The 18,797-nt window shown below is 71.5% G+C and carries 15 protein-coding genes; 12 read left to right on the forward strand and 3 right to left on the reverse strand.

Annotated elements, in window-relative coordinates; translation table 11 throughout:
• Positions 1-532: 532 nt before the first annotated feature.
• Positions 533-1,477, reverse strand: coding sequence for an HAD-IB family hydrolase (locus tag ABZ855_RS46285; RefSeq protein WP_360819414.1), 945 nt, complete (start codon positions 1,475-1,477; stop codon positions 533-535).
• Between the two features lie 149 nt (positions 1,478-1,626).
• Between ABZ855_RS46285 and ABZ855_RS46290 the strand changes: the two genes are divergently transcribed.
• The 10 genes from ABZ855_RS46290 to hemB all read left to right on the forward strand — a co-directional run bounded on the left by ABZ855_RS46290 (position 1,627) and on the right by hemB (position 15,059).
• Positions 1,627-1,902, forward strand: a complete 276-nt coding sequence (locus tag ABZ855_RS46290) for a glutaredoxin family protein (protein ID WP_360819416.1) — start codon at positions 1,627-1,629, stop codon at positions 1,900-1,902.
• A 345-nt stretch (positions 1,903-2,247) separates the two neighbouring features.
• Positions 2,248-3,093, forward strand: coding sequence for a redox-sensing transcriptional repressor Rex (locus ABZ855_RS46295; RefSeq protein ID WP_360819419.1), 846 nt, complete (start codon positions 2,248-2,250; stop codon positions 3,091-3,093).
• Positions 3,090-4,865 (forward strand): glutamyl-tRNA reductase, encoded by a 1,776-nt coding sequence (locus tag ABZ855_RS46300; protein ID WP_360819422.1) that lies wholly within the window; start codon positions 3,090-3,092, stop codon positions 4,863-4,865. Before ABZ855_RS46295 ends, ABZ855_RS46300 begins: the two co-directional genes overlap by 4 nt.
• Positions 4,862-5,854: a hydroxymethylbilane synthase gene (gene hemC, locus ABZ855_RS46305; RefSeq protein WP_360819425.1), complete on the forward strand. Its 993-nt coding sequence runs from the start codon at positions 4,862-4,864 to the stop codon at positions 5,852-5,854. The genes ABZ855_RS46300 and hemC overlap by 4 nt, the downstream gene beginning before the upstream one ends.
• Positions 5,851-7,560, forward strand: coding sequence for a uroporphyrinogen-III synthase (locus tag ABZ855_RS46310; protein ID WP_360819428.1), 1,710 nt, complete (start codon positions 5,851-5,853; stop codon positions 7,558-7,560). Before hemC ends, ABZ855_RS46310 begins: the two co-directional genes overlap by 4 nt.
• 171 nt (positions 7,561-7,731) lie before the next feature.
• Positions 7,732-11,727, forward strand: a complete 3,996-nt coding sequence (locus ABZ855_RS46315; RefSeq protein ID WP_360819431.1) for a helix-turn-helix domain-containing protein — start codon at positions 7,732-7,734, stop codon at positions 11,725-11,727.
• A 244-nt stretch (positions 11,728-11,971) separates the two neighbouring features.
• A complete protein-coding gene (locus tag ABZ855_RS46320; RefSeq protein ID WP_360819434.1) occupies positions 11,972-12,622 on the forward strand; it encodes a hypothetical protein in 651 nt (216 codons plus the stop codon).
• A gap of 84 nt (positions 12,623-12,706) precedes the next feature.
• Positions 12,707-13,585, forward strand: coding sequence for a glycine betaine ABC transporter substrate-binding protein (locus tag ABZ855_RS46325; RefSeq protein WP_360819436.1), 879 nt, complete (start codon positions 12,707-12,709; stop codon positions 13,583-13,585).
• A gap of 41 nt (positions 13,586-13,626) precedes the next feature.
• Positions 13,627-13,986, forward strand: coding sequence for a hypothetical protein (locus ABZ855_RS46330; RefSeq protein ID WP_360819439.1), 360 nt, complete (start codon positions 13,627-13,629; stop codon positions 13,984-13,986).
• 83 nt (positions 13,987-14,069) lie between these two features.
• Positions 14,070-15,059: a porphobilinogen synthase gene (gene hemB, locus ABZ855_RS46335; RefSeq protein ID WP_360819442.1), complete on the forward strand. Its 990-nt coding sequence runs from the start codon at positions 14,070-14,072 to the stop codon at positions 15,057-15,059.
• Here hemB and ABZ855_RS46340 read toward each other — a convergent pair.
• On the reverse strand, positions 15,026-15,241 hold the full coding sequence (locus ABZ855_RS46340; protein ID WP_360819444.1) for a hypothetical protein: 216 nt from the start codon (positions 15,239-15,241) through the stop codon (positions 15,026-15,028). The genes hemB and ABZ855_RS46340 overlap by 34 nt on opposite strands.
• A gap of 284 nt (positions 15,242-15,525) precedes the next feature.
• Between ABZ855_RS46340 and ABZ855_RS46345 the strand changes: the two genes are divergently transcribed.
• Positions 15,526-16,428, forward strand: coding sequence for an SAM-dependent methyltransferase (locus tag ABZ855_RS46345; RefSeq protein WP_360819446.1), 903 nt, complete (start codon positions 15,526-15,528; stop codon positions 16,426-16,428).
• A 127-nt stretch (positions 16,429-16,555) separates the two neighbouring features.
• Positions 16,556-17,761, forward strand: a complete 1,206-nt coding sequence (locus ABZ855_RS46350) for a PLP-dependent aminotransferase family protein (protein ID WP_360819449.1) — start codon at positions 16,556-16,558, stop codon at positions 17,759-17,761.
• A gap of 51 nt (positions 17,762-17,812) precedes the next feature.
• On the opposite strand, the gene ABZ855_RS46355 is transcribed toward ABZ855_RS46350, so the two are convergent.
• Complete coding sequence (locus ABZ855_RS46355) at positions 17,813-18,631, reverse strand: DUF4253 domain-containing protein (RefSeq protein ID WP_360819452.1); 819 nt, start codon at positions 18,629-18,631, stop codon at positions 17,813-17,815.
• Between the last annotated feature and the right edge of the window lie 166 nt (positions 18,632-18,797).

Raw genomic sequence — 18,797 nt, forward strand, 5'->3', positions numbered from 1 at the left:
CGCCCCTACCCGTCCCATCCTGTCCCTGGGGGCTGCGCCCCCAGACCCCCCTACGGCCCTGAACGGGCCTCGTCCTCAAACGCCGGACGGGCTGGAAATGCGGGCCGGCGCTGCAAGGGGAGGTGCGGGCCGGGGTTGGCAAGGGAGGTGGCGCGGCCGGGGCTCGCATTGGAGATGCCGCCGGGGCTGTAAAGGGAGGTGTGGGTCCGGCTGTTGCGGTAGATGCCGGCCGGGGCTGTTGCTGGAGGTGTGGGTCGGGCTGTGCAGGGAGGTGCCGCGGCGGGGGCTCTCGGCGGAGGGGTCGGAACGGCGCTCTCGGTGGTGATGCCGGCCGGGGCTCTCGGCGGAGGGGTCGGAACGGCGCTCTCGGTGGTGATGCCGGCCGGAGCTCTCGGCGGAGGGGTCGGAACGGCGCTCTCGGTGGTGATGCCGGCCGGGGCTCTCTGCGGAGATGCCGGCCGGGGCTTTCAGGGAAATGCCGGACGGGGCTCTCTGGGGAGAGGTCGGCCGGGGTTCTCCAGGGGATGTGTGTTCAGCGGCGGCGGCGGTGTAGGGCGATTGCTGCTGCTGTGCCTCCTGCTACCGCTCCTACTCCTGCTGCTGCCGGGATGCCTACCTTTGCCGCCTTGCGGCCTGTGCGGTAGTCCCTCAGGCGCCAGTCCAGTTGGCGGGCGTGTTTGCGGAGTTTGGCGTCCGGGTTGATCGCGTAGGGGTGGCCGACCAGGGACAGCATCGGGATGTCGTTGTGCGAGTCGCTGTACGCCGCGCAGCGCGGGAGGATCAGGCCTTCGGCCGCCGCCAGGGCGCGTACCGCTTCCGCTTTCGCGGGGCCGTGCAGGGGCTCGCCCACCAACTTGCCCGTGTATACGCCGTCTACCGACTCCGCGACCGTGCCCAGCGCGCCCGTCAGGCCCAGGCGGCGGGCGATGACCGTGGCGATCTCGACGGGGGCCGCCGTCACCAGCCACACCTTCTGGCCCGCGTCCAGGTGTGCCTGGGCCAGTGCGCGTGTGCCCGGCCAGATGCGTTCGGCCATGTACTCGTCGTAGATCTCCTCGCCGATCGACATCAGTTCGGCGACACGGTGGCCCTTGACGATGGAGAGGGCGGAGTCCCGGGCGTCCTGCATGTGCTCGGGGTCCTCGATGCCGGCCAGCCTGAACCACGCCTGCTGCCAGGCGAACCGGTAGAGGTCGCGGGTCTCGAAGAACTTCCGTTTGTACAGGCCGCGGCCGAAGTGGAAGATCGCGGCGCCCTGCATGACGGTGTTGTCGAGGTCGAAGAAGGCGGCGGCCTTGTCGTCACCCAGGACGGGGAACGCCGGTTCGTCCTCGGTGCCGGGGGGAACCGGCGCATGCGTCAGTTCCTCCAGCTCCTGGGAGGATTTCCGCGCTGCCTCCGCCGAGGCCTCGCCTGCCAACACGCTTCGCGCCGTGGCGGAGCGCCTACGGGGAGTGAGCCATCCGAGAGCGGCCATGACGTGAGCATAGCCAGTTTGTTCGGTGCTTCCGGAGTCGCGAGGTTCGAAGGTTGTGAACTCTCCGGAACGGTGCGGTTAAAGAAGCGGATCGGACCCTTCCCGTCACGGGTCCGGAGGCTGCCCGGGGTGCGCGGGACAATGGGCGTATGAGTCCCTTGTTCCGGCGCGTCGACCGCCGTGATCCCCAGTCTCGGCTTGTCACGTTGATCCGGAAGCCCGGTTGTCATTTGTGTGATGACGCACAGCTGGTTGTCGAGAAGGTGTGCGCGGATCTTGGTGTGCCGTGGGAACAGAAGGACATCACCCAGGACGAAGAACTCAACCGTGAGTACTGGGAACAGATCCCTGTCGTGCTCATCGACGGCGCCCAGCACACCTTCTGGCGCGTCGACGAAGAACGTCTTCGCAAAGCCCTCACATAGATTCCCGATCGATTACCGAGTGGTCGCGTTCTGACCAAGTGCCGAACGAGCAGTCCAAGTGGTCCGGAAAGTCGCTTAGGATCGAGGGCGGTTCAGATCTCGGGGGCGGGATTCATGAGGAGTGTGTCGGTTTTGCCCCCGAACGGTGCCTGTGACGGTGAGGAGCGGCGGTGCTCGTGCGCCGGTTCCATACGCGTGCGCCGGGGGTGCGTGACCCCGGTCACGTTGGCCGGGCAAATCGGACACCATCTTTGTGCACGCGTTCACAAAGACATAGCCTGCTTTCGACGGGGCGGTCCGGGGACGTGTGACCGCCTGCAGCCCCGCGCTACCCGCAGGAGCACCGTGGCAACTGGCCGAACTCACCGAACGGCGACCCGCAGCCGAGGGATTCCCGAGGCCACCGTCGCCAGGCTTCCGCTGTACCTCCGTGCGCTGACCGGACTGTCGGAGCGCTCGGTGCCCACGGTTTCCTCCGAGGAACTGGCCGCGGCCGCGGGAGTCAACTCCGCGAAGCTGCGCAAGGACTTCTCTTACCTGGGTTCTTACGGAACGCGTGGGGTCGGCTACGACGTCGAGTATCTCGTCTATCAGATCTCGCGTGAGCTGGGGCTGACCCAGGACTGGCCGGTTGTGATCGTCGGCATCGGTAATCTCGGCGCCGCCCTCGCTAACTACGGCGGCTTCGCCTCCCGTGGATTCAGGGTGGCCGCGCTCATTGACGCCGATCCCGCCATGGCGGGAAAGCCGGTCGCCGGTATTCCGGTGCAGCACTCGGACGATCTGGAAAGGATCATCGCGGACAACGGTGTGTCCATTGGCGTTATCGCCACGCCCGCCGGTGCCGCTCAGCCCGTGTGTGACCGGCTCGTCGCCGCGGGGGTCACATCCATTCTGAACTTCGCGCCCACCGTGCTGACCGTTCCGGACGGTGTCGACGTACGCAAGGTCGATCTCTCCATCGAGTTGCAGATCCTCGCTTTCCACGAGCAGCGCAAGGCCGGCGAGGAGGCCGACGCGGCGGCTGCCGCCGCCGACGCCGCAGCGGTCGCGGCCGACGCCGCGCGGATCTCGGCCAAGGGGCAGGGCCGTACCGGCAGCAGCAACGGCAAGGTCGGCGGCAGCAGTGGTGCTGGCGCCGGTGAGGGCAATGGGCCTGACGGGGACGTTCCCGCCGTGATGCCGGCATGAGTCTTCTCGTCGTCGGGCTGAGCCACCGCAGTGCTCCGGTCAGCGTCCTCGAGCGGGCCGCGCTGTCCCAGGACGCGCAGATCAAGTTGCTTCAGGACACCGTCGCCGCCGAACCCGCAGCCGAGGCGGCGCTGCTCGCCACCTGCAACCGCATCGAGCTGTACGCGGACGTGGACAAGTTCCACGCGGGTGTCGCCGAGCTGTCCACGCTGCTCGCACAGCACAGCGGGGTCGGGCTGGACGAGCTCACCCCCTATCTGTACGTGCACTACGAGGACCGGGCCGTCCACCATCTGTTCTCCGTGGCCTGCGGGCTCGACTCCATGGTTGTCGGCGAGGGCCAGGTCCTCGGGCAGATCAAGAACTCGCTCGCCCTCGCGCAGGAGATCCACTCGGCCGGGCGGCTGCTGAACGACCTGTTCCAGCAGGGGCTGCGGGTCGGCAAGCGGGCCCACTCCGAGACCGGCATCGACCGGGCCGGACAGTCCCTGGTCACCTTCGGGCTCCAGGAGCTGGCGGGCAGGGGGGCAGGGGGCTCGGTCGAGTCCTGGGCTGCGGGCAAGAAAGCCCTGGTCATCGGGGCCGGTTCCATGTCCTCGCTGGCCGCCGCCACCCTTGCGCGGATCGGCGTCGCCGAGATCGTCGTCGCCAACCGCACATCGGATCGCGCCGAGCGGCTCGCGCAGATCATCAACGAGAACAACGAGGGCGGGGAGAGCAACGAGGGTGGGGCGGGTTCCGTGTTCGCCCGTGCGGTTCCGATGGAATCGGTGCCCTTCGAGCTGACACGTGCCGATATAGCCGTTTCCTGTACCGGCGCGACCGGGCTCGTCCTCACCGCCGAGACCATCGCGGCCGCCGTCGAGGGCCGGGTGCCTGCCGACGAGGCCGGGCTGGCGCCTCGTACCGCCGCGAAGGGTGACGTACGGGCTGTCCTGCCGCCCACCAGCATCGGTACGGAGGACGGCTGTCCGCTCGACCTGAGTGCCGCGCCGGCCGGGCAGGCCGTGCAGGAGTCGGCCGGGTTCTCCGTGATGGGCGAGGCCGCCGTCGCCGGGATGGACGCGGCGACGCTGGAGCAGCACGCGGCCTGGGTGGACAACGGCAGCGTCGACCGCCGGGACGTCGGCCGTCGTACGCCGGACGACGACCGTGAGCTGATCGCCGCGCTCGCCCTGACCGCGGCCACCCTCGGACGGATTCCCGAGCGCCGGCGTCCCGAGGTGGTCGTCGGGGTTCCGCGGCCCGCCCCCGTGCTCTCGCTGCTCGACCTCGCGATGCCCCGGGACGTCGACGCCGCCGCGCACCGGCTGCCCGGCGTACGGCTGGTGGACATCGAGTCGCTCGCCGAGGCCTCGGCGGACGCTCCGATGGCCGCCGATGTCGACCAGGTCCGGCGGATCGTCGCCGACGAGGTCGCCGCGTTCGGGGCCGCCCTGCGGGCCGCGCACATCACACCCACCGTCGTCGCGCTGCGCGCCATGGCCGCCGATGTGGTCGCCGGTGAGATCGCCCGGCTCGACGGCCGGCTGCCCGGCCTCGACGAGAAGCACCGCGCCGAGATCACCCAGACCGTGCGGCGCGTCGTCGACAAACTGCTGCACGCGCCGACCGTACGGGTCAAGCAGCTCGCGGCCGAGCCCGGCGGCGCCGGGTACGCCGACGCGCTGCGCACCCTGTTCGACCTCGACCAGGAGACGGTCGCCTCCGTGTCCCGGGCGGACAACGCGGACAACGAAGACGGCCACGCCGAGAACCGAGGGCGAGCATGAGTGAGCCAGTACGAGGGCCGGCGCCAGGGGCGCTGAGACTTGGGACCCGGCGGAGTCAACTCGCCCTGGCCCAGTCCGGGCAGGTCGCGGACGCCGTGCGGCGGCTGACCGGGCGGCCCGTCGAGCTGGTCGAGATCACGACGTACGGCGATGTGTCCCGTGCGGACCTCGCCCAGATCGGCGGCACGGGTGTCTTCGTGACCGCCCTGCGCGACGCGTTGCTGCGCGGGGAGGTCGACTTCGCGGTGCACTCGCTGAAGGACCTGCCGACCGCGCAGCCCGACGACCTGGTGCTGGCCGCCGTACCGAAGCGCGAGGATCCGCGTGACGTGCTCGTGGCCCGCGACGACCTGAAGTTCACCGACCTGCCGCCCGGCGCGCGGGTGGGGACGGGGTCGACGCGGCGCACCGCCCAGCTGAACGCGTACGCGCGTGCCCATGGGCTGAGCGTCGAGGTCGTCCCGGTCCGGGGGAACGTCGACACCCGGATCGGGTTCGTGAGACGTGGTGAGCTGGATGCCGTTGTCCTGGCCGCGGCCGGGCTCAACCGGATCGGGCGCGCCGACGAAGTGACCGACTTCCTGTCGGTCGACATGGTTCTGCCTGCCCCTGGCCAAGGGGCCCTGGCGATCGAGTGCAGAGCGGGGAACACCTCCCACGACTCCGACCTGATCGCGGCACTCGGCGCGCTCGACGACCCGGACACCCGGGTCGCCGTGACCGCCGAACGGTCACTGCTCGCCGCCCTGGAGGCCGGTTGCAGCGCCCCTGTGGGCGCGCTGGCCGACCTTCTGGCCGACGGGCAGATTGTCAAGGAGATGCGCCTGCGCGGCGTCGTCGGCACGACCGACGGCTCGACGCTGGTGCAGCTGTCCACCACCGGTCCCGTGCCCGAGACGTACGACCAAGCAATGGCGCTCGGCCGTGAACTCGCAGCCGAGATGCTTGCCAAGGGCGCGGCCGGTCTGATGGGGGAGCGAGCACAGTGAGCCCCACCACCCTTCCCGCCGGTCCGGACCATGGGCACGTCACCTTTCTGGGTGCCGGACCCGGGGATCCGGGACTACTGACTCTGCGCGCCGTCGAGGCGCTGGCGAACGCGGACGTACTGGTCGCCGAGCACGAGGTGCTCGACGTCGTACGCACGCACGCCAGACAAGGCGTTGCCGAGCTCGACACCGAATTGGACACGCCTATCGGCAGCACGCATCCAGGCACAGGCACGCCTCAACTCACGGTTGTTGACGGAGCGTCAACAACCGCTGGTGTACCCGCTGTGCGGGATGCCGCACATCTTGTCATGGAGGCCGCGCGGGGCGGCAGGCGGGTCGTCCGTGCGGTGTCCGGTGATCCCGGGCTCGACGCGTACGCCGCCGGAGAGATGCTGGCGTGCGCCCGCGCGGGCGTCCCGTTCGAGGTGGTACCGGGCGTCGCGGCCGCCGTGGGCGTGCCCGCGTACGCCGGTGTGCCGCTGCGGGACGCGCAGGGCGCGGACGTCCGTTTCGTGGACGCCCGTACGGCTTCCGACCGGTGCTGGACCGAGGTCGGGGCCTCGGACGGGACGGTCGTCGTCTCGGCGACCCTGGACTCCGTCGCGGCGGCGGCGGGTGAGCTGGTCGCGGCCGGGCGCAAGCCCGACACCCCGCTGACGGTGACGATCGCCGGGACCACGACGCGTCAGCGGACCTGGACGGCGACGCTGGGGACCATCGCCCAGACGTTCAAGCAGGGCAAGGTGCTGCCGTCGCCCGACGGTGGCCGGCCGGTGATAGCCGTGGTCGGCGAGCGGTCCGCGCCCGCGCAGCGTGAGCAGTTGTCGTGGTTCGAGAGCAAGCCGCTGTTCGGGTGGCGGGTGCTGGTGCCGCGTACGAAGGAGCAGGCGGCGTCGCTCTCCGACCAGCTGCGGTCCTACGGGGCCGTGCCGCACGAGGTGCCGACGATCGCCGTCGAGCCGCCTCGGACCCCGCAGCAGATGGAGCGGGCCGTCAAGGGGCTCGTTACCGGGCGCTATGAGTGGATCGCTTTCACCTCGGTGAACGCGGTGAAGGCTGTTCGGGAGAAGTTCGAGGAGTACGGGCTCGATGCGCGGGCCTTCGCCGGGATCAAGGTCGCGGCGGTGGGGGAGCAGACCGCCAAGGCGTTGGTCGCCTTTGGTGTGAAGCCCGATCTGGTGCCCAGTGGGGAGCAGTCGGCTGCTGGGTTGCTGGAGGACTGGCCGCCCTACGATCCGGTGTTCGATCCGATCGACCGTGTTTTCCTGCCTCGGGCCGATATCGCCACGGAGACGCTGGTCGCCGGGCTGATCGAGCTGGGCTGGGAGGTCGATGACGTCACGGCTTACCGGACCGTGCGGGCGTCGCCGCCGCCGCAGGAGACTCGGGAGGCGATCAAGGGGGGTGGCTTCGACGCCGTTCTCTTCACGTCGTCGTCGACTGTGCGGAACCTGGTGGGGATCGCGGGGAAGCCGCACAACGTGACGGTGATCGCCTGTATCGGGCCGGCCACGGCCAAGACCGCTGAGGAGCATGGGCTGCGGGTGGATGTGATGGCTCCCGAGCCATCCGTGCACAAGCTGGCCGAGGCCCTCGCCGACTTCGGGTTGAAGCGGCGGGTGGCGGCGGTGGAGGCGGGGGATCCGGTGGCGCGGCCGAGTGAGCGGCGGCCGGGGGCCCGGCGCCGGCGGTCCACTACGTGAGATGAGACGGGGCGTCCCGACCGGGACGCCCCGTCTATTTGCAGGAGTGATTGCCGTCGCATGATCCGACCCACTACTTTAACTCGCAAGGAAATCGCTTGTCAGGACAAACCTGGCGCTCTGACAGGCGAAACGGTTACCTGCGGGTAGTACCTGGTGGTGAGGTGAACGGTGGGCCGCCCTGAACGACCCCTGGACCCCGAGGCCGGGCCCACAGCACGCTTCGCGCATGAGCTGAGGGCACTGCGACGAGCGGCCGGCTCGCCGTCGTACCGGACCATGGCCGGGCACACCGGTCTGTCGGTGACCGCCCTGTCACGGGCCGCGTCCGGCGAACGGCTGCCGACGGCGGCGGTGGTGCGGGCCTACGCCCAGGCGTGCGGGGCCGATCCGGACGAGTGGGAGTCCCGCTGGGAAACCGTCACCGATGAGGTCCACTCACCGTCGGCCACGGACTGCGACGCGCCTTACCAGGGGCTGGCGCGGTTCGAGTACGGGGACCGGGACCGGTTCTTCGGCCGGGACCGGCTGGCTGAGGGCGTGCTCGAACTGGTGAGAGAACACCGGTTCGCGATACTGCTTGGTGACTCGGGCAGCGGCAAGTCCTCGTTGCTGCGGGCCGGCCTGCTGCCCCGCCTGAACGATCTCGTCCGGGAGACGGGTCGCGGCAGGGACATCCGGCTGATCACGCCGGGGGCCCAGCCCGCCGTCACCCATGGCAGTCTCCTGGAGCCGTCTCAGGACGGGCCGGAGCGGTTCGTGGTGGTGGACCAGTTCGAGGAGATCTTCACCCTGTGCCGGTCCGGGGTCCAACGCCGGCGGTTCGTGGACCAGCTCCTCGCCGCCCGGGAACCCGCCGGCCGGCTGCGTGTCGTCATCGCGCTGGGCAGCAGCTTCCACAACTGGTGCGCGGAGCACGCCGGGCTCGCGGAGGCGTTGCAGCACGCCCTCACCGTCCGCCCGATGAACCGGGTGGAGCTGCAGGAGGCGGTCGTCAGACCGGCCACGGCGGCCGGCCTGCGGGTGGAGCGCGAACTCACCGCCCGGATCGTCGAGGAGGCCGCGGACCGGCCCGGCGCCCTGCCGATGCTCTCGCAGGCCCTGCGGGAGACCTGGCGAAGACGGCGCAGCGGTGTCCTGACGCTGGCCGCCTACGAGGCGGCGGGCGGCATCCACGGAGCGATCGCCGCGGCCGCCGAGGAGGTCTACGGACGGTTGTCCCCCGCCCAGGCGGACACCGCCCGCCGGCTGCTGCTGGCACTGATCGACCCGGGCGCCGGTACCACGAACACCCGTCGTCCCGTCAGCCGCGCCGACCTGCGCGAGTGGTCCGATCCCGAGGTGCCCGGGGTCCTTCAGCGACTCGTCCGCGCCCGGCTCGTCACCCTCGGCGAGGAGAGCGCCGAACTCGCCCACGAGGCCCTGATCACCCGCTGGCCGCGGCTGCAGGCGTGGATCGAGGCCAACCGCGAACGGCTCGTCGAGCAACGCCGTCTCAGCGAGGCCGCCCGGATCTGGGAGGAACGCGAACGCGACCCCGGAAACCTCTACCGAGGCGCCCAACTCGCCGTCACCGACCTGCTGTTCGGGCGGGGCGTGAACGACGGTGACCTCACCGGGCGGGAACGGGCCTTCCTCAGCGCCTCCCGGGTCGCCGACTCCATGGAACGCTGGACGGCGGGCCGGATGCGCAGCCGGATGCGCGGGCTGGCCGTGGCTCTCACCGTCGTCGTGGCCGGTGCGCTCGTCGCCGGCCAGCTGGCCTGGCAGCGCGACCACGCGGCCGACCAGGACAAGCTGCGCGCGGGGGCCCTGGAGGCCGCCGCCCTCGCCACCCGGACCCAGCCGGTCGATCCCCGTACCGCCGCCCTGTTCAGCGTCGCCGCCTGGCGGCTCGCCCCCTCCCCGGTCAGCCGCGCGGCCCTGATCAGCACGCTCGCCGAGACCGAGGACGACATCCTGACCGGGCCGGTGCTCGGTGACCACGACCGCGCCTTCCTCACCGACTCCGGCCGCACACTGCTGGTCGCGGGCGCCGGCGCCTGGTCCTCCTGGGACGTGGTCACGCACCGCCCCACCGGATCGGGCCCACTGCCCGACGGCCAGGTGACCGAGGCCGACCCGGCGGAGGGGACCCTGCTGCTGACCGGCGGGCGGCTGTGGCGGCCGGCCGCGGGCACCACCCCCCTGCACCCCGAGACGGAGGGCCGGATCCTCGGGTTCGGGGCCGACGGGAACAGCTATGTCGTACGGGACTCCGGACCTGACCCCAGGGTGCGGCTGCGCGCGGTCGACGACGGCAGGACGGTGTTCGAGACGACGGGCGACGCCCGTCCCGTGCCCTCGCCGGACAACGGGCTGGTGGCCGTCTGCCGGCCGGACCGGCCGCCGCAGGTGTGGGACACCGCCCGTGACCTGATCCGGCCGGGCGACTGGGCGACCCTCCGGGCAGCGGACTGCTCCCCGGCGACCGTCGTCTTCGGCGCGCGCGGCACCCGGCTCGCCATGGCCACGGACACCGGTGTCCGCGTCTGGGACACCGCCACCGGGCGGCAGCTCGCCGACCTCGCCGGGCCCGCTCCCGGGCACCTCGCCTTCACGCCGGACGGGGCGTTCCTGGCGGCCTCCGGCCCCGACGGCGTCACGGTCTGGCGGATCGCGGCACCACGGCTGCCGGTACTGCGCCAGCCGCTGCCCGGCGGCTCCGTCACCGCCCTCGCCTGGGACCCCGACGGCCGGACCCTGCGCTATCTGACGGGCAGCACGGTGCACTCCCTCGACCTCGCCGCGACCCTGGCCGCGCCCTGGCGCAAGCGGCCCATGGCGGCCGTACTGCTCAGTCCGGACGGCCGGTTCCTGGCCACCGCGCAACGGACCGAGGCCGGTTACCGGCTCCGTCTCCAGGAGACGCGCTCCGCCCGGCTCGTCACCGAACTGGCCGTCCCCCGCCGGCCCACGGACCCCGTCGGGGCCTCCCGCCCGCTGCTGGCCTTCAGCCCGGACAGCCGTAGCGTCGCCTACGGCACGGCCGCCGTCTCCGGGGCCCCGCACACCGCGCGGTTCACGGTGCGCGACATCTCACCCGCCGGCCGGAAGGCCACCACGTTCGACGTGACGGGTCCGGCCGGGTCCACGGCCCGCGGCATCTTCCTCACCGCGCACGGCCGGCACCTGCTGGTCGGCTGGCGCACGCCCGCGGGCCTGCTCGCCGCGCAGATGTGGGACACCGCGCACGGGCTTCCGTGGGTGCGGTCGAACGATCCGAAGGCCGTGGTCAAGGAGGCCCTGGCCGCCGGCTTCAGCGGCCGGATGGCCATATCGCCCTACGCACCCGACCCGCATCCCGTGTTCATCGACGGACGGCAGACCTACGCCATCGCGGTCAGCGCCGGCGGTGCGCACACGGCCACCGGCGGGGCCTTCGGCACCGTCACCGTATGGGACCGCGGAACGGACCGGGTGCCCCGGGCCGTGATCCCCGCGCCCTCCACCGACACCGGCTGCGCGGCCTGCGCGCTGGTCACCGCCCTGGCCTTCAGCCCCGACGGCACCACCCTCGCCATCGCCTACGGCTCGGGAGCCCTGAGCCTGTGGGACCTCGACCTGAACCGGCCCCTGGGCGGCAGCCCGGCCGGTTCGGGCGACGTGATCGACTCGCTGGCCTTCGGCCCCGACGGCTACCTCTGGGCCGCCGGCCCGCACGTCTTTGTCCGCGCCTACCCGGTCGGCCCCGCACAGGTCGCCGTCCGGCTCTGTGCCCGCGCGGGCCGGTCGCTGACCGTCGCCGAGTGGCGGCGCTACCTGCCCGGCGTTTCCTACCGGCGCGTCTGTGACGGGCCCAGCCCTGACGACGGGTCCGCGCGGACCGTGACCGAGGCCGGACCCGGCCTTGTCGAGCCCGCCCGCACGCCACCGCCACCGCCATCGCCATCGCCATCGGTGCCGGCCGTGCTCCCGGGCGCCTCCGACGGGCGGAAGCCCTCGTCCGTCCCCGATCCCCGGCCCCGGGCGCGCGCGGAGGATCGCGCGGGGGAGAACCGGGGGGCTTCGGACGAGAACCGCAGGACGGGGAAAGCGGGCCGGGGGAACTCCGCCGACGCTGCGGAAACCCTCCGGCCTCCGCACGGAAACGCAGGTGACACCCAGCGGCGGCATACCCGCCGGTAGGTCGTCGATCGGGTTGTTTACCCCTCTGACCTGCATTGATCAACAATTCGGGGGCTCCGAAAGTGGATGTCGAACGGCCCGCCCCACCGCCGCCCGCCTCCCCCCGGTGCGGCGGCGGCGCGGTCACCGTGCCGGCCCTCACACCCCCGAGGGCCGGCAAATCCAGGTAGCGCAGCAGTTACCGGATTTTCGTCAGCCGAGCTTTCCCACGTCATGGGAAGCCGACTTTCCCCTGGAGTATTCGATGCGATTCGCGCTCCGCTCAACCCCCACCACCCGCACCCGCCGCGTCGCCCGCAGTGCCGGTGCCGTCGCCGCCCTCGCGCTGGGCGCCTCCCTGCTGGCGGCCCCGCAGTCCTACGCCGCCGACAGCCCCTCCGTCGCGGAGCTCCTCCAGCGCTGCGGCTCGGCCGACCTGTGCAAGTTCCACCCGCAGAGCTACACCGCGTACACCGGCCCGGGCCACCAGGTCGGCGCCACCTACTACAACTGCACCCACGAGAACGCCCCGAGCACCGTCACCTGGTCGGACACGACCGCCACCACGAACTCGGTCGGCGTCGCGATCGAGGCGCAAATGGAGTTCTGGAAGGTCTACAAGGCCTCCGTCGAGGTCTCGTACTCCCACTCCTGGACGACCTCCCACACCAACACCGACAGCAAGGGCATCAACGTCCGCCCCGGATACAAGGGCTGGGTCGTGCGGGGCGAGGCCAAGCAGAAGGCCAAGGGCTGGTACGAGTTCCACTTCGGCAAGCGCTACTACGGCCACTACATCTGGTACATCAACAACTACCAGGCGGCGGGCTGGGACGCCGACCACCCCGGGAACGCCTACGCCGAAGGGCATGACGCGGTGATGACGTCCGGCGAGCGCGCCGCGCACCACTGCTGAACCGTCCCGTAGGACAGCGGGCGGCCCGGCGCAGGCAACGGACCGCGCCGGACCGCCCGCCCCCACCGAGAAGTGGTTTCCGTGATGCCAGACAGTCGTGTTCGTCCGCGTGCCGCCCTCGCGGCAGCCCTGTGCTCGCTGCTGTTGCTCACGGGCTGCGGCGGCGCGTCGAAGGGAAACACTGCGACCGCCTACGCGGACGAGGTGGGGCCGACCGTGATCGGCACCGACGGTTCGCCCGAGAGCCGGGTCGTGGCGGCCCTGTACGGCGAACTGCTCGCCGACGCGGGCGTGAAGGTGCGTACGGCGAGCACCCGTTACTCCTCGCCCGCCGACACCACGCGGGCCGTGGCGGAGGGCCGGATCGGCCTCGCACCCGCCTACGAGACCTCGACCCTGCGCGCCCTGCCCGAGGCCCAGACCCTGCCCGGCAACATGGCCGCCACCCTCAGCATGGCCCTGCCCCCGGGCATCGACGCCCTGCCGCCCGCACAGGCACAGAACGGTGTCGTCCTCGCGGTCACCCCGGCCACCGCCCGCACGCACGGCCTGCGCACCCTCGCCGACCTCGCGAAGGCCGGCCGCCTCACCCTCGGCGGCCCCGCCTCCGGCGATCCGGACGCTCCGTCGGCCGCCTCGCTGCGGAAGGTCTACGGCACCCAGCTCACCGAGTCCGGTACCTCGGCCACCGCCGACGTCCTGGTCCTGCACGGCACCGACCCCGTCATCACCCGGGACGGCCTGGTCGTGCTGACCGACCCGAAGAACGCCCTGCCGCCCGAGCACGTCTTCCCGCTCATCGGCGCCCCCTACGCGGGTCTGGCCGCAAGCAAGGCCCTGGCCCGCCTCAACTCCCGGCTCACCACAGCGCAGTTGGCCGCACTGGCCGCCTCCGTCGACGGAGGGGCGTCCCCGTCCGGCACGGCGCGCACCTGGCTGCGGTCCAACGGCCTGCTCGGCTGAGCCCTCCACGCCCTTCCTCGCAAGCGAAAGGCACCATCGACATGGGCAACCTCCGCAGAAAGCTCACCATCGCCGCGCTCGCCGTGGCCTCCGCCACTGGCGTCCTCGCGGCACCCGCGACCGCCAGCGCCGCCACCGCCAACGTGCAGATCAAGATCTGCAACGACAACGGCTCCGCCCTCAAGTTCTTCCTCGTCGGCAACAACGACCAGGGCGACTGGATCCACTCCCGGTTCTGGGACGTCCCGGCCAAGGGCTGCATCACGGCCGGGGACTACTGGTGGGAGACCAACAGCTCGGTCGAGTTCCACTACGTCCGTCCCCCGGCCGGCTGGAGCTGGCACCAGGTGTACGTCCCGAAGTCCAAGAACGGCAGTACCTTCACCTACCACCAGGGCTAGGCAAGACCACCGCCCGCCCCGGGGCCCGGCCGGCGACACACCGTCGGCAAAGGTGCCCCCGGGGCGGGCGTAGCGTAGAAGGCATGTCGACGTACGGATCCTTTCCCGGCTCGCGGCCCCGGCGGCTGCGGTCCACCCCCGTCATGCGGCGCATGGTCGCCGAGACCCGGCTGCACCCCGCTGACTTCATCCTCCCGGCGTTCGTGCGGGAGGGCGTCAGTGAGCCCGTGCCGATCGCGGCCATGCCCGGGGTCGTGCAGCACACGCGGGACAGCCTGAAGAAGGCGGCCGCGGAGGCAGTGGCGGCCGGGGTCTCCGGGATCATGCTCTTCGGGGTGCCGGAGGAGTCGAAGAAGGACGCCGTCGGGACCCCGGGGACCGATCCCGACGGGATTCTGCAGGTGGCCATCCGGGACGTGCGGGCCGAGGTCGGGGACGACCTGCTGGTGATGTCCGACCTGTGTCTCGACGAGACTACCGACCACGGCCACTGCGGAGTGCTGGACGACCAGGGGCGGGTCGACAACGACGCCACCCTCGAGCGCTATGCCGAGATGGCTCAGGTGCAGGCCGACGCCGGGGCCCATGTGGTGGGGCCCAGCGGGATGATGGACGGGCAGATCGGGGTCGTCCGGGATGCCCTCGATCAGATCGGGCGGGAAGACGTCGCGATCCTCGCCTACACCGCCAAGTACTCCTCCGCCTTCTACGGGCCCTTCCGGGAAGCCGTCGGTTCCTCGCTGAAGGGGGACCGCAAGACGTATCAGCAGGACCCCGCCAACGTTCGGGAGTCCTTGAGGGAACTCGCGCTCGACCTCGAGGAGGGCGCCGACATCGTCATGGTGAAGCCCGCCGGGCCCTACCTCGACATCCTCGCCCGTGTCGCCGACGCCGTGGACGTCCCCGTCGCCGCCTATCAGATCTCCGGGGAGTACTCGATGATCGAGGCCGCGGCGGAGAAGGGCTGGGTCGACCGGGAGCGGGCCATCCTGGAGACCCTGACGGGCATCAAGCGCGCCGGCGCGCAGAACATCCTCACCTACTGGGCCACCGAGGCCGCCCGCATGCTGTGAGCCCGCTCGGCCGCGGGTGCGTGCGGTGCGTGCTGCTGGGTCAGGGGGGACCTGGCGGACGACGATGACGGGCCCTCGTCCCGTACGCCCTCGCCGTCCTCGCACGCCGTGAGGGTGGTGAGCGCGACGAGCGCGACCGCCGTGGCGGCGAACAGGCGCGTACGGGAGGTGCGTACGGACATGGGGGTGCCCTTTCCGGGGAGGGACGGGAGGGGGGGTGGGGCACCAGCTTGTTGCGCGATCCGTCCCAGCGCCACGTTCTGCCGGGAATCTGGGACGCCTGTCCGTCCGTCGGCCTGCTGACCTGCGGTGATGGCGTCCCGGTCCGGGGCCTTCCGGGACGGTCCGGGGGACGGCCGGGGGACGGTCGGGGGCGCTTTTCGAATTTCGAACATCAACTGCGGGCGGCGGATAGGTTGTTGTCCGTTGTAGAGGTTTGGACATCAGCTCCCCAGGGAGAGGCCCCATGAGCGGCGATGCTCTCAGTCAGGACCCCGCCGAGCTGCGAAGGAGGATCGACACCACCAAAGCCCACCCGGCCCGGGTCTACGACGTCTTCCTCGGCGGCAAGGACAACTACCCGGCCGACCGCAACGCGGCGGCCGCGGCGCTCGCCGCCAACCCCCGCGGTTACCTCGACGTCCGGCACAACCGTGACTTCATGCGGCGCGCGGTGACGACGATGGCGGGCGAGGAGGGCATCCGGCAGTTCCTGGACATCGGCACCGGGCTGCCCACTCAGGACAACGTCCACCAGATCGCCCAGCGCATCGCGCCGGACAGCCGGGTCGTCTACGTCGACAACGACCCGATCGTTCTCGCCCACGCGCGCGCCCTGCTCACCAGCGGGCCCGACGGTCGTACCGACTACATCGACGCGGACCTGGCCGACCCGGCGCAGATCCTCGAACACGCCCGCAAGACCCTCGACTTCGACCAGCCGATCGCGCTCGTCCTCGCGGCGGTCCTGCACTTCGTGGCCGAGCCGGAGGCGTACGACATCGTGCGTGAGCTGGTCGACGCGTTGCCGTCCGGCAGCCGGCTCGTGCTCAGCCATCTCACCGAGGACCTGAACCCCGAGAACATCCGCGCGGTCCAACGGACTTACACCGAGCGGGGGTTCACCTTCGTGCTGCGGTCCCGGGCCGAGGTGGAGCGCTTCTTCGAGGAGAACGGGCTCACCCTCGACGAGCCGGGCGTCGTCCCCGCCCACCACTGGCGTCCCGACGGTGGCGCGCCGGTCCCGGAGCAGGTCGAGGCCGCGTACTTCGAGTCGCTGGACGACATCGAGAAGGTCCGCTATCGCGACATCAACGACGTCACGGACGCGGACATCAATGTGTATGGGGCGAGTGGGAGGAAGGGCTGAGGGGTGTCTGGCGGAGTGGGTTGCGGGCTTCGGTCCGGATCGTGAAAAGCGGTTGTAGGTTGCAGGCATTTCTCTAGGGTGTGGGCAGGGGACGTGTCGTCCGCCCGCCCGCCTGAAGGAGCCGCACATGACAGCCGCTTCCGCTTCCGCCTCCGTCGCTGCCGTGCCCGCGCTCGCCGCGCGGGCACGGGTGGTCGGCGGGTCTGCCGTACGGGACATCCTGGCCGTCACCGCGCGGCCCGAGGTGATCAACTTCGCGGGCGGGCTGCCCGCACCCGAGCTGTTCGACGCGGAGGGCGTGGCCGCCGCCTTCCGGGACGTGTTCGCGGACACGCCCGCGCGCGCCCTGCAGTACGCCACGACCGAGGGCGAGCCCGCCCTGCGTGAAGCGCTCGCGATACGGCACACCGCGCGCGGCCTGCCCACCGACGCCGACGACCTCCTCGTCACCACCGGTTCCCAGCAGGCCCTGTCACTGCTCGCCACCGCGCTGATCGAACCCGGGGACGTCGTCCTCGTCGAAACGCCCTGTTATCTCGCCGCCCTTCAGGTGTTCGGGCTGGCCGGGGCGCAGGTCGTCGCCGTGGCGGGGGACGCCGACGGGATCGATCCGGGGGCGCTGGAGGAACTGGTCGCCCGGCACCGGCCCAAGCTCCTCTACACCGTGCCCACCTTCCGCAACCCCACCGGCCAGACCATGCCGGCCGACCGCCGGGCCGCCGTGGCCGAGGTCGCCGCGCGGCTCGGGCTGTGGATCGTCGAGGACGACCCGTACGGCGAGCTGCGCTTCGAGGGCGAGCGCGTGCCGTGGATCGCCTCCTTCCCGGGCGCGGAGGACCGTACGGTTCTGCTCGGCTCCTTCTCCAAGGTCATGGCGCCGGGGCTGCGGTTGGGCTGGCTGCGGGCACCGGAGCTGTTGCGGCGGGCCTGTGCCGTCGCCAAGCAGGCCGCCGACCTGCACACCCCGACCGTCAACCAGCTCGCCGCCGCCCGTTATCTGGCCGACCAGGATCTCGACGCCCATGTGCGGCGCGTGGCCGGCGTTTACGGGGAGCGGCGCGACGCCATGCTCGCCGGGATCGGGGGCGCGCTGCCGGAAGGGTCGAGCTGGACCCGGCCCGAGGGTGGCATGTTCCTCTGGGCCCGGCTTCCGGAGGCGTACGACACCGGCGCACTGTTGCGGGGAGCGGTGGAGCAGGGGGTGGCGTATGTGCCGGGGGCTCCCTTCTTCGTGGGTGAGGGGGACCGGGCGACTCTGCGGCTGTGCTTCGTCACCCAGACTCCGGAGGAGATCGGGGAGGGGTTGCGGCGGTTGGGGGCGGGGTTGCGGTAAGCGGTAAGCGCTCGTCGCGCAGTTCCCCGCGCCCCTGTCGGGGCGCTGCGGCTAGTCCCACCAGAAGGACCAGGTCTGCTTGGCCAGGAGTTCGTGTTCGGCGTATGCGGGCAGGGTGGTGTGGGGTCCCTGCGTGATGTTGTCCGGGCAGAACGCGAAGTGCTCGGCGGCTATCGCCTCGGCCTCGGCGAGGGTCGTCGGCGGGGCTGCCACCGACAGCACCAACTGGTTGAAGGTGAGCGCCAGTACCCGTATGCCGAAGCGGTCCTCCCAGGAGCGGAGTACCGCGCACAGGCGGGCCGTGTCGCTCTCGTAGTTCGCGGGGCCGGACCAGCCGATGGCGGCGGGGACGTCGGCGGAACGACGGGCGGGGACGAGGGCGAGGCGCGGTTCCTTGAAGGAGGAGCCGGGTGCGAGGAGCGAGTCGGCCAGCCGGGCGGCGAGGAGGTCGGCCTGCTCGGTGCCGGTGCCGGTGCCGGTGTCGGTGTCGGTGGTGGCGGCTGCCGGGGCCAGGCCTGGCCAGTCGTCGTCCTCCGCCGCGTACTCGTCCCAGAAGCCGGTGAGGACGTCCTCGGGGTCGTGGTCCCCGGGGTACGAGGCGTCGGCGGGCATCAACTCCCAGTCCTGGGGCCCGCCTTGGCCGCCGCCCACCTCTATGACCACGGGGACGAGCCCCGCGGCCCGGCACGCGTCGTGGTGCGCGGCCCAGTCGCCGGGGGCGGAGAGCGCGTCGGCATGCCAGAGGAGGGGCTCGTGCCACGGGCCCTCGTCCGTGGCGTCGATCAGTCTCCCGGCGGGGAGAGCGAGGCCGAGCGTGCCGCCGGTCGGGTCGGCAGCGAGGTGGGGCAGCGGATTGGGAAGTGTCGCCATGTCGGTGACTGTAGGGCCTGCCACTGACAACGGGCCCGAGCGGGAGGAAGCGCTGGTCAGCGGGCAACGGTTCGAGATCGGTCCGGTGTCGGCGCGGCCTCGAATTCGCGTCGGACCGGCCGAGAAATGGCGTAGAAATGGCGTAGAACTGGCAATGATCGGGCCA

This window comes from Streptomyces sp. NPDC047042 (genome assembly GCF_040644035.1).
Lineage (GTDB): Bacteria > Actinomycetota > Actinomycetes > Streptomycetales > Streptomycetaceae > Streptomyces.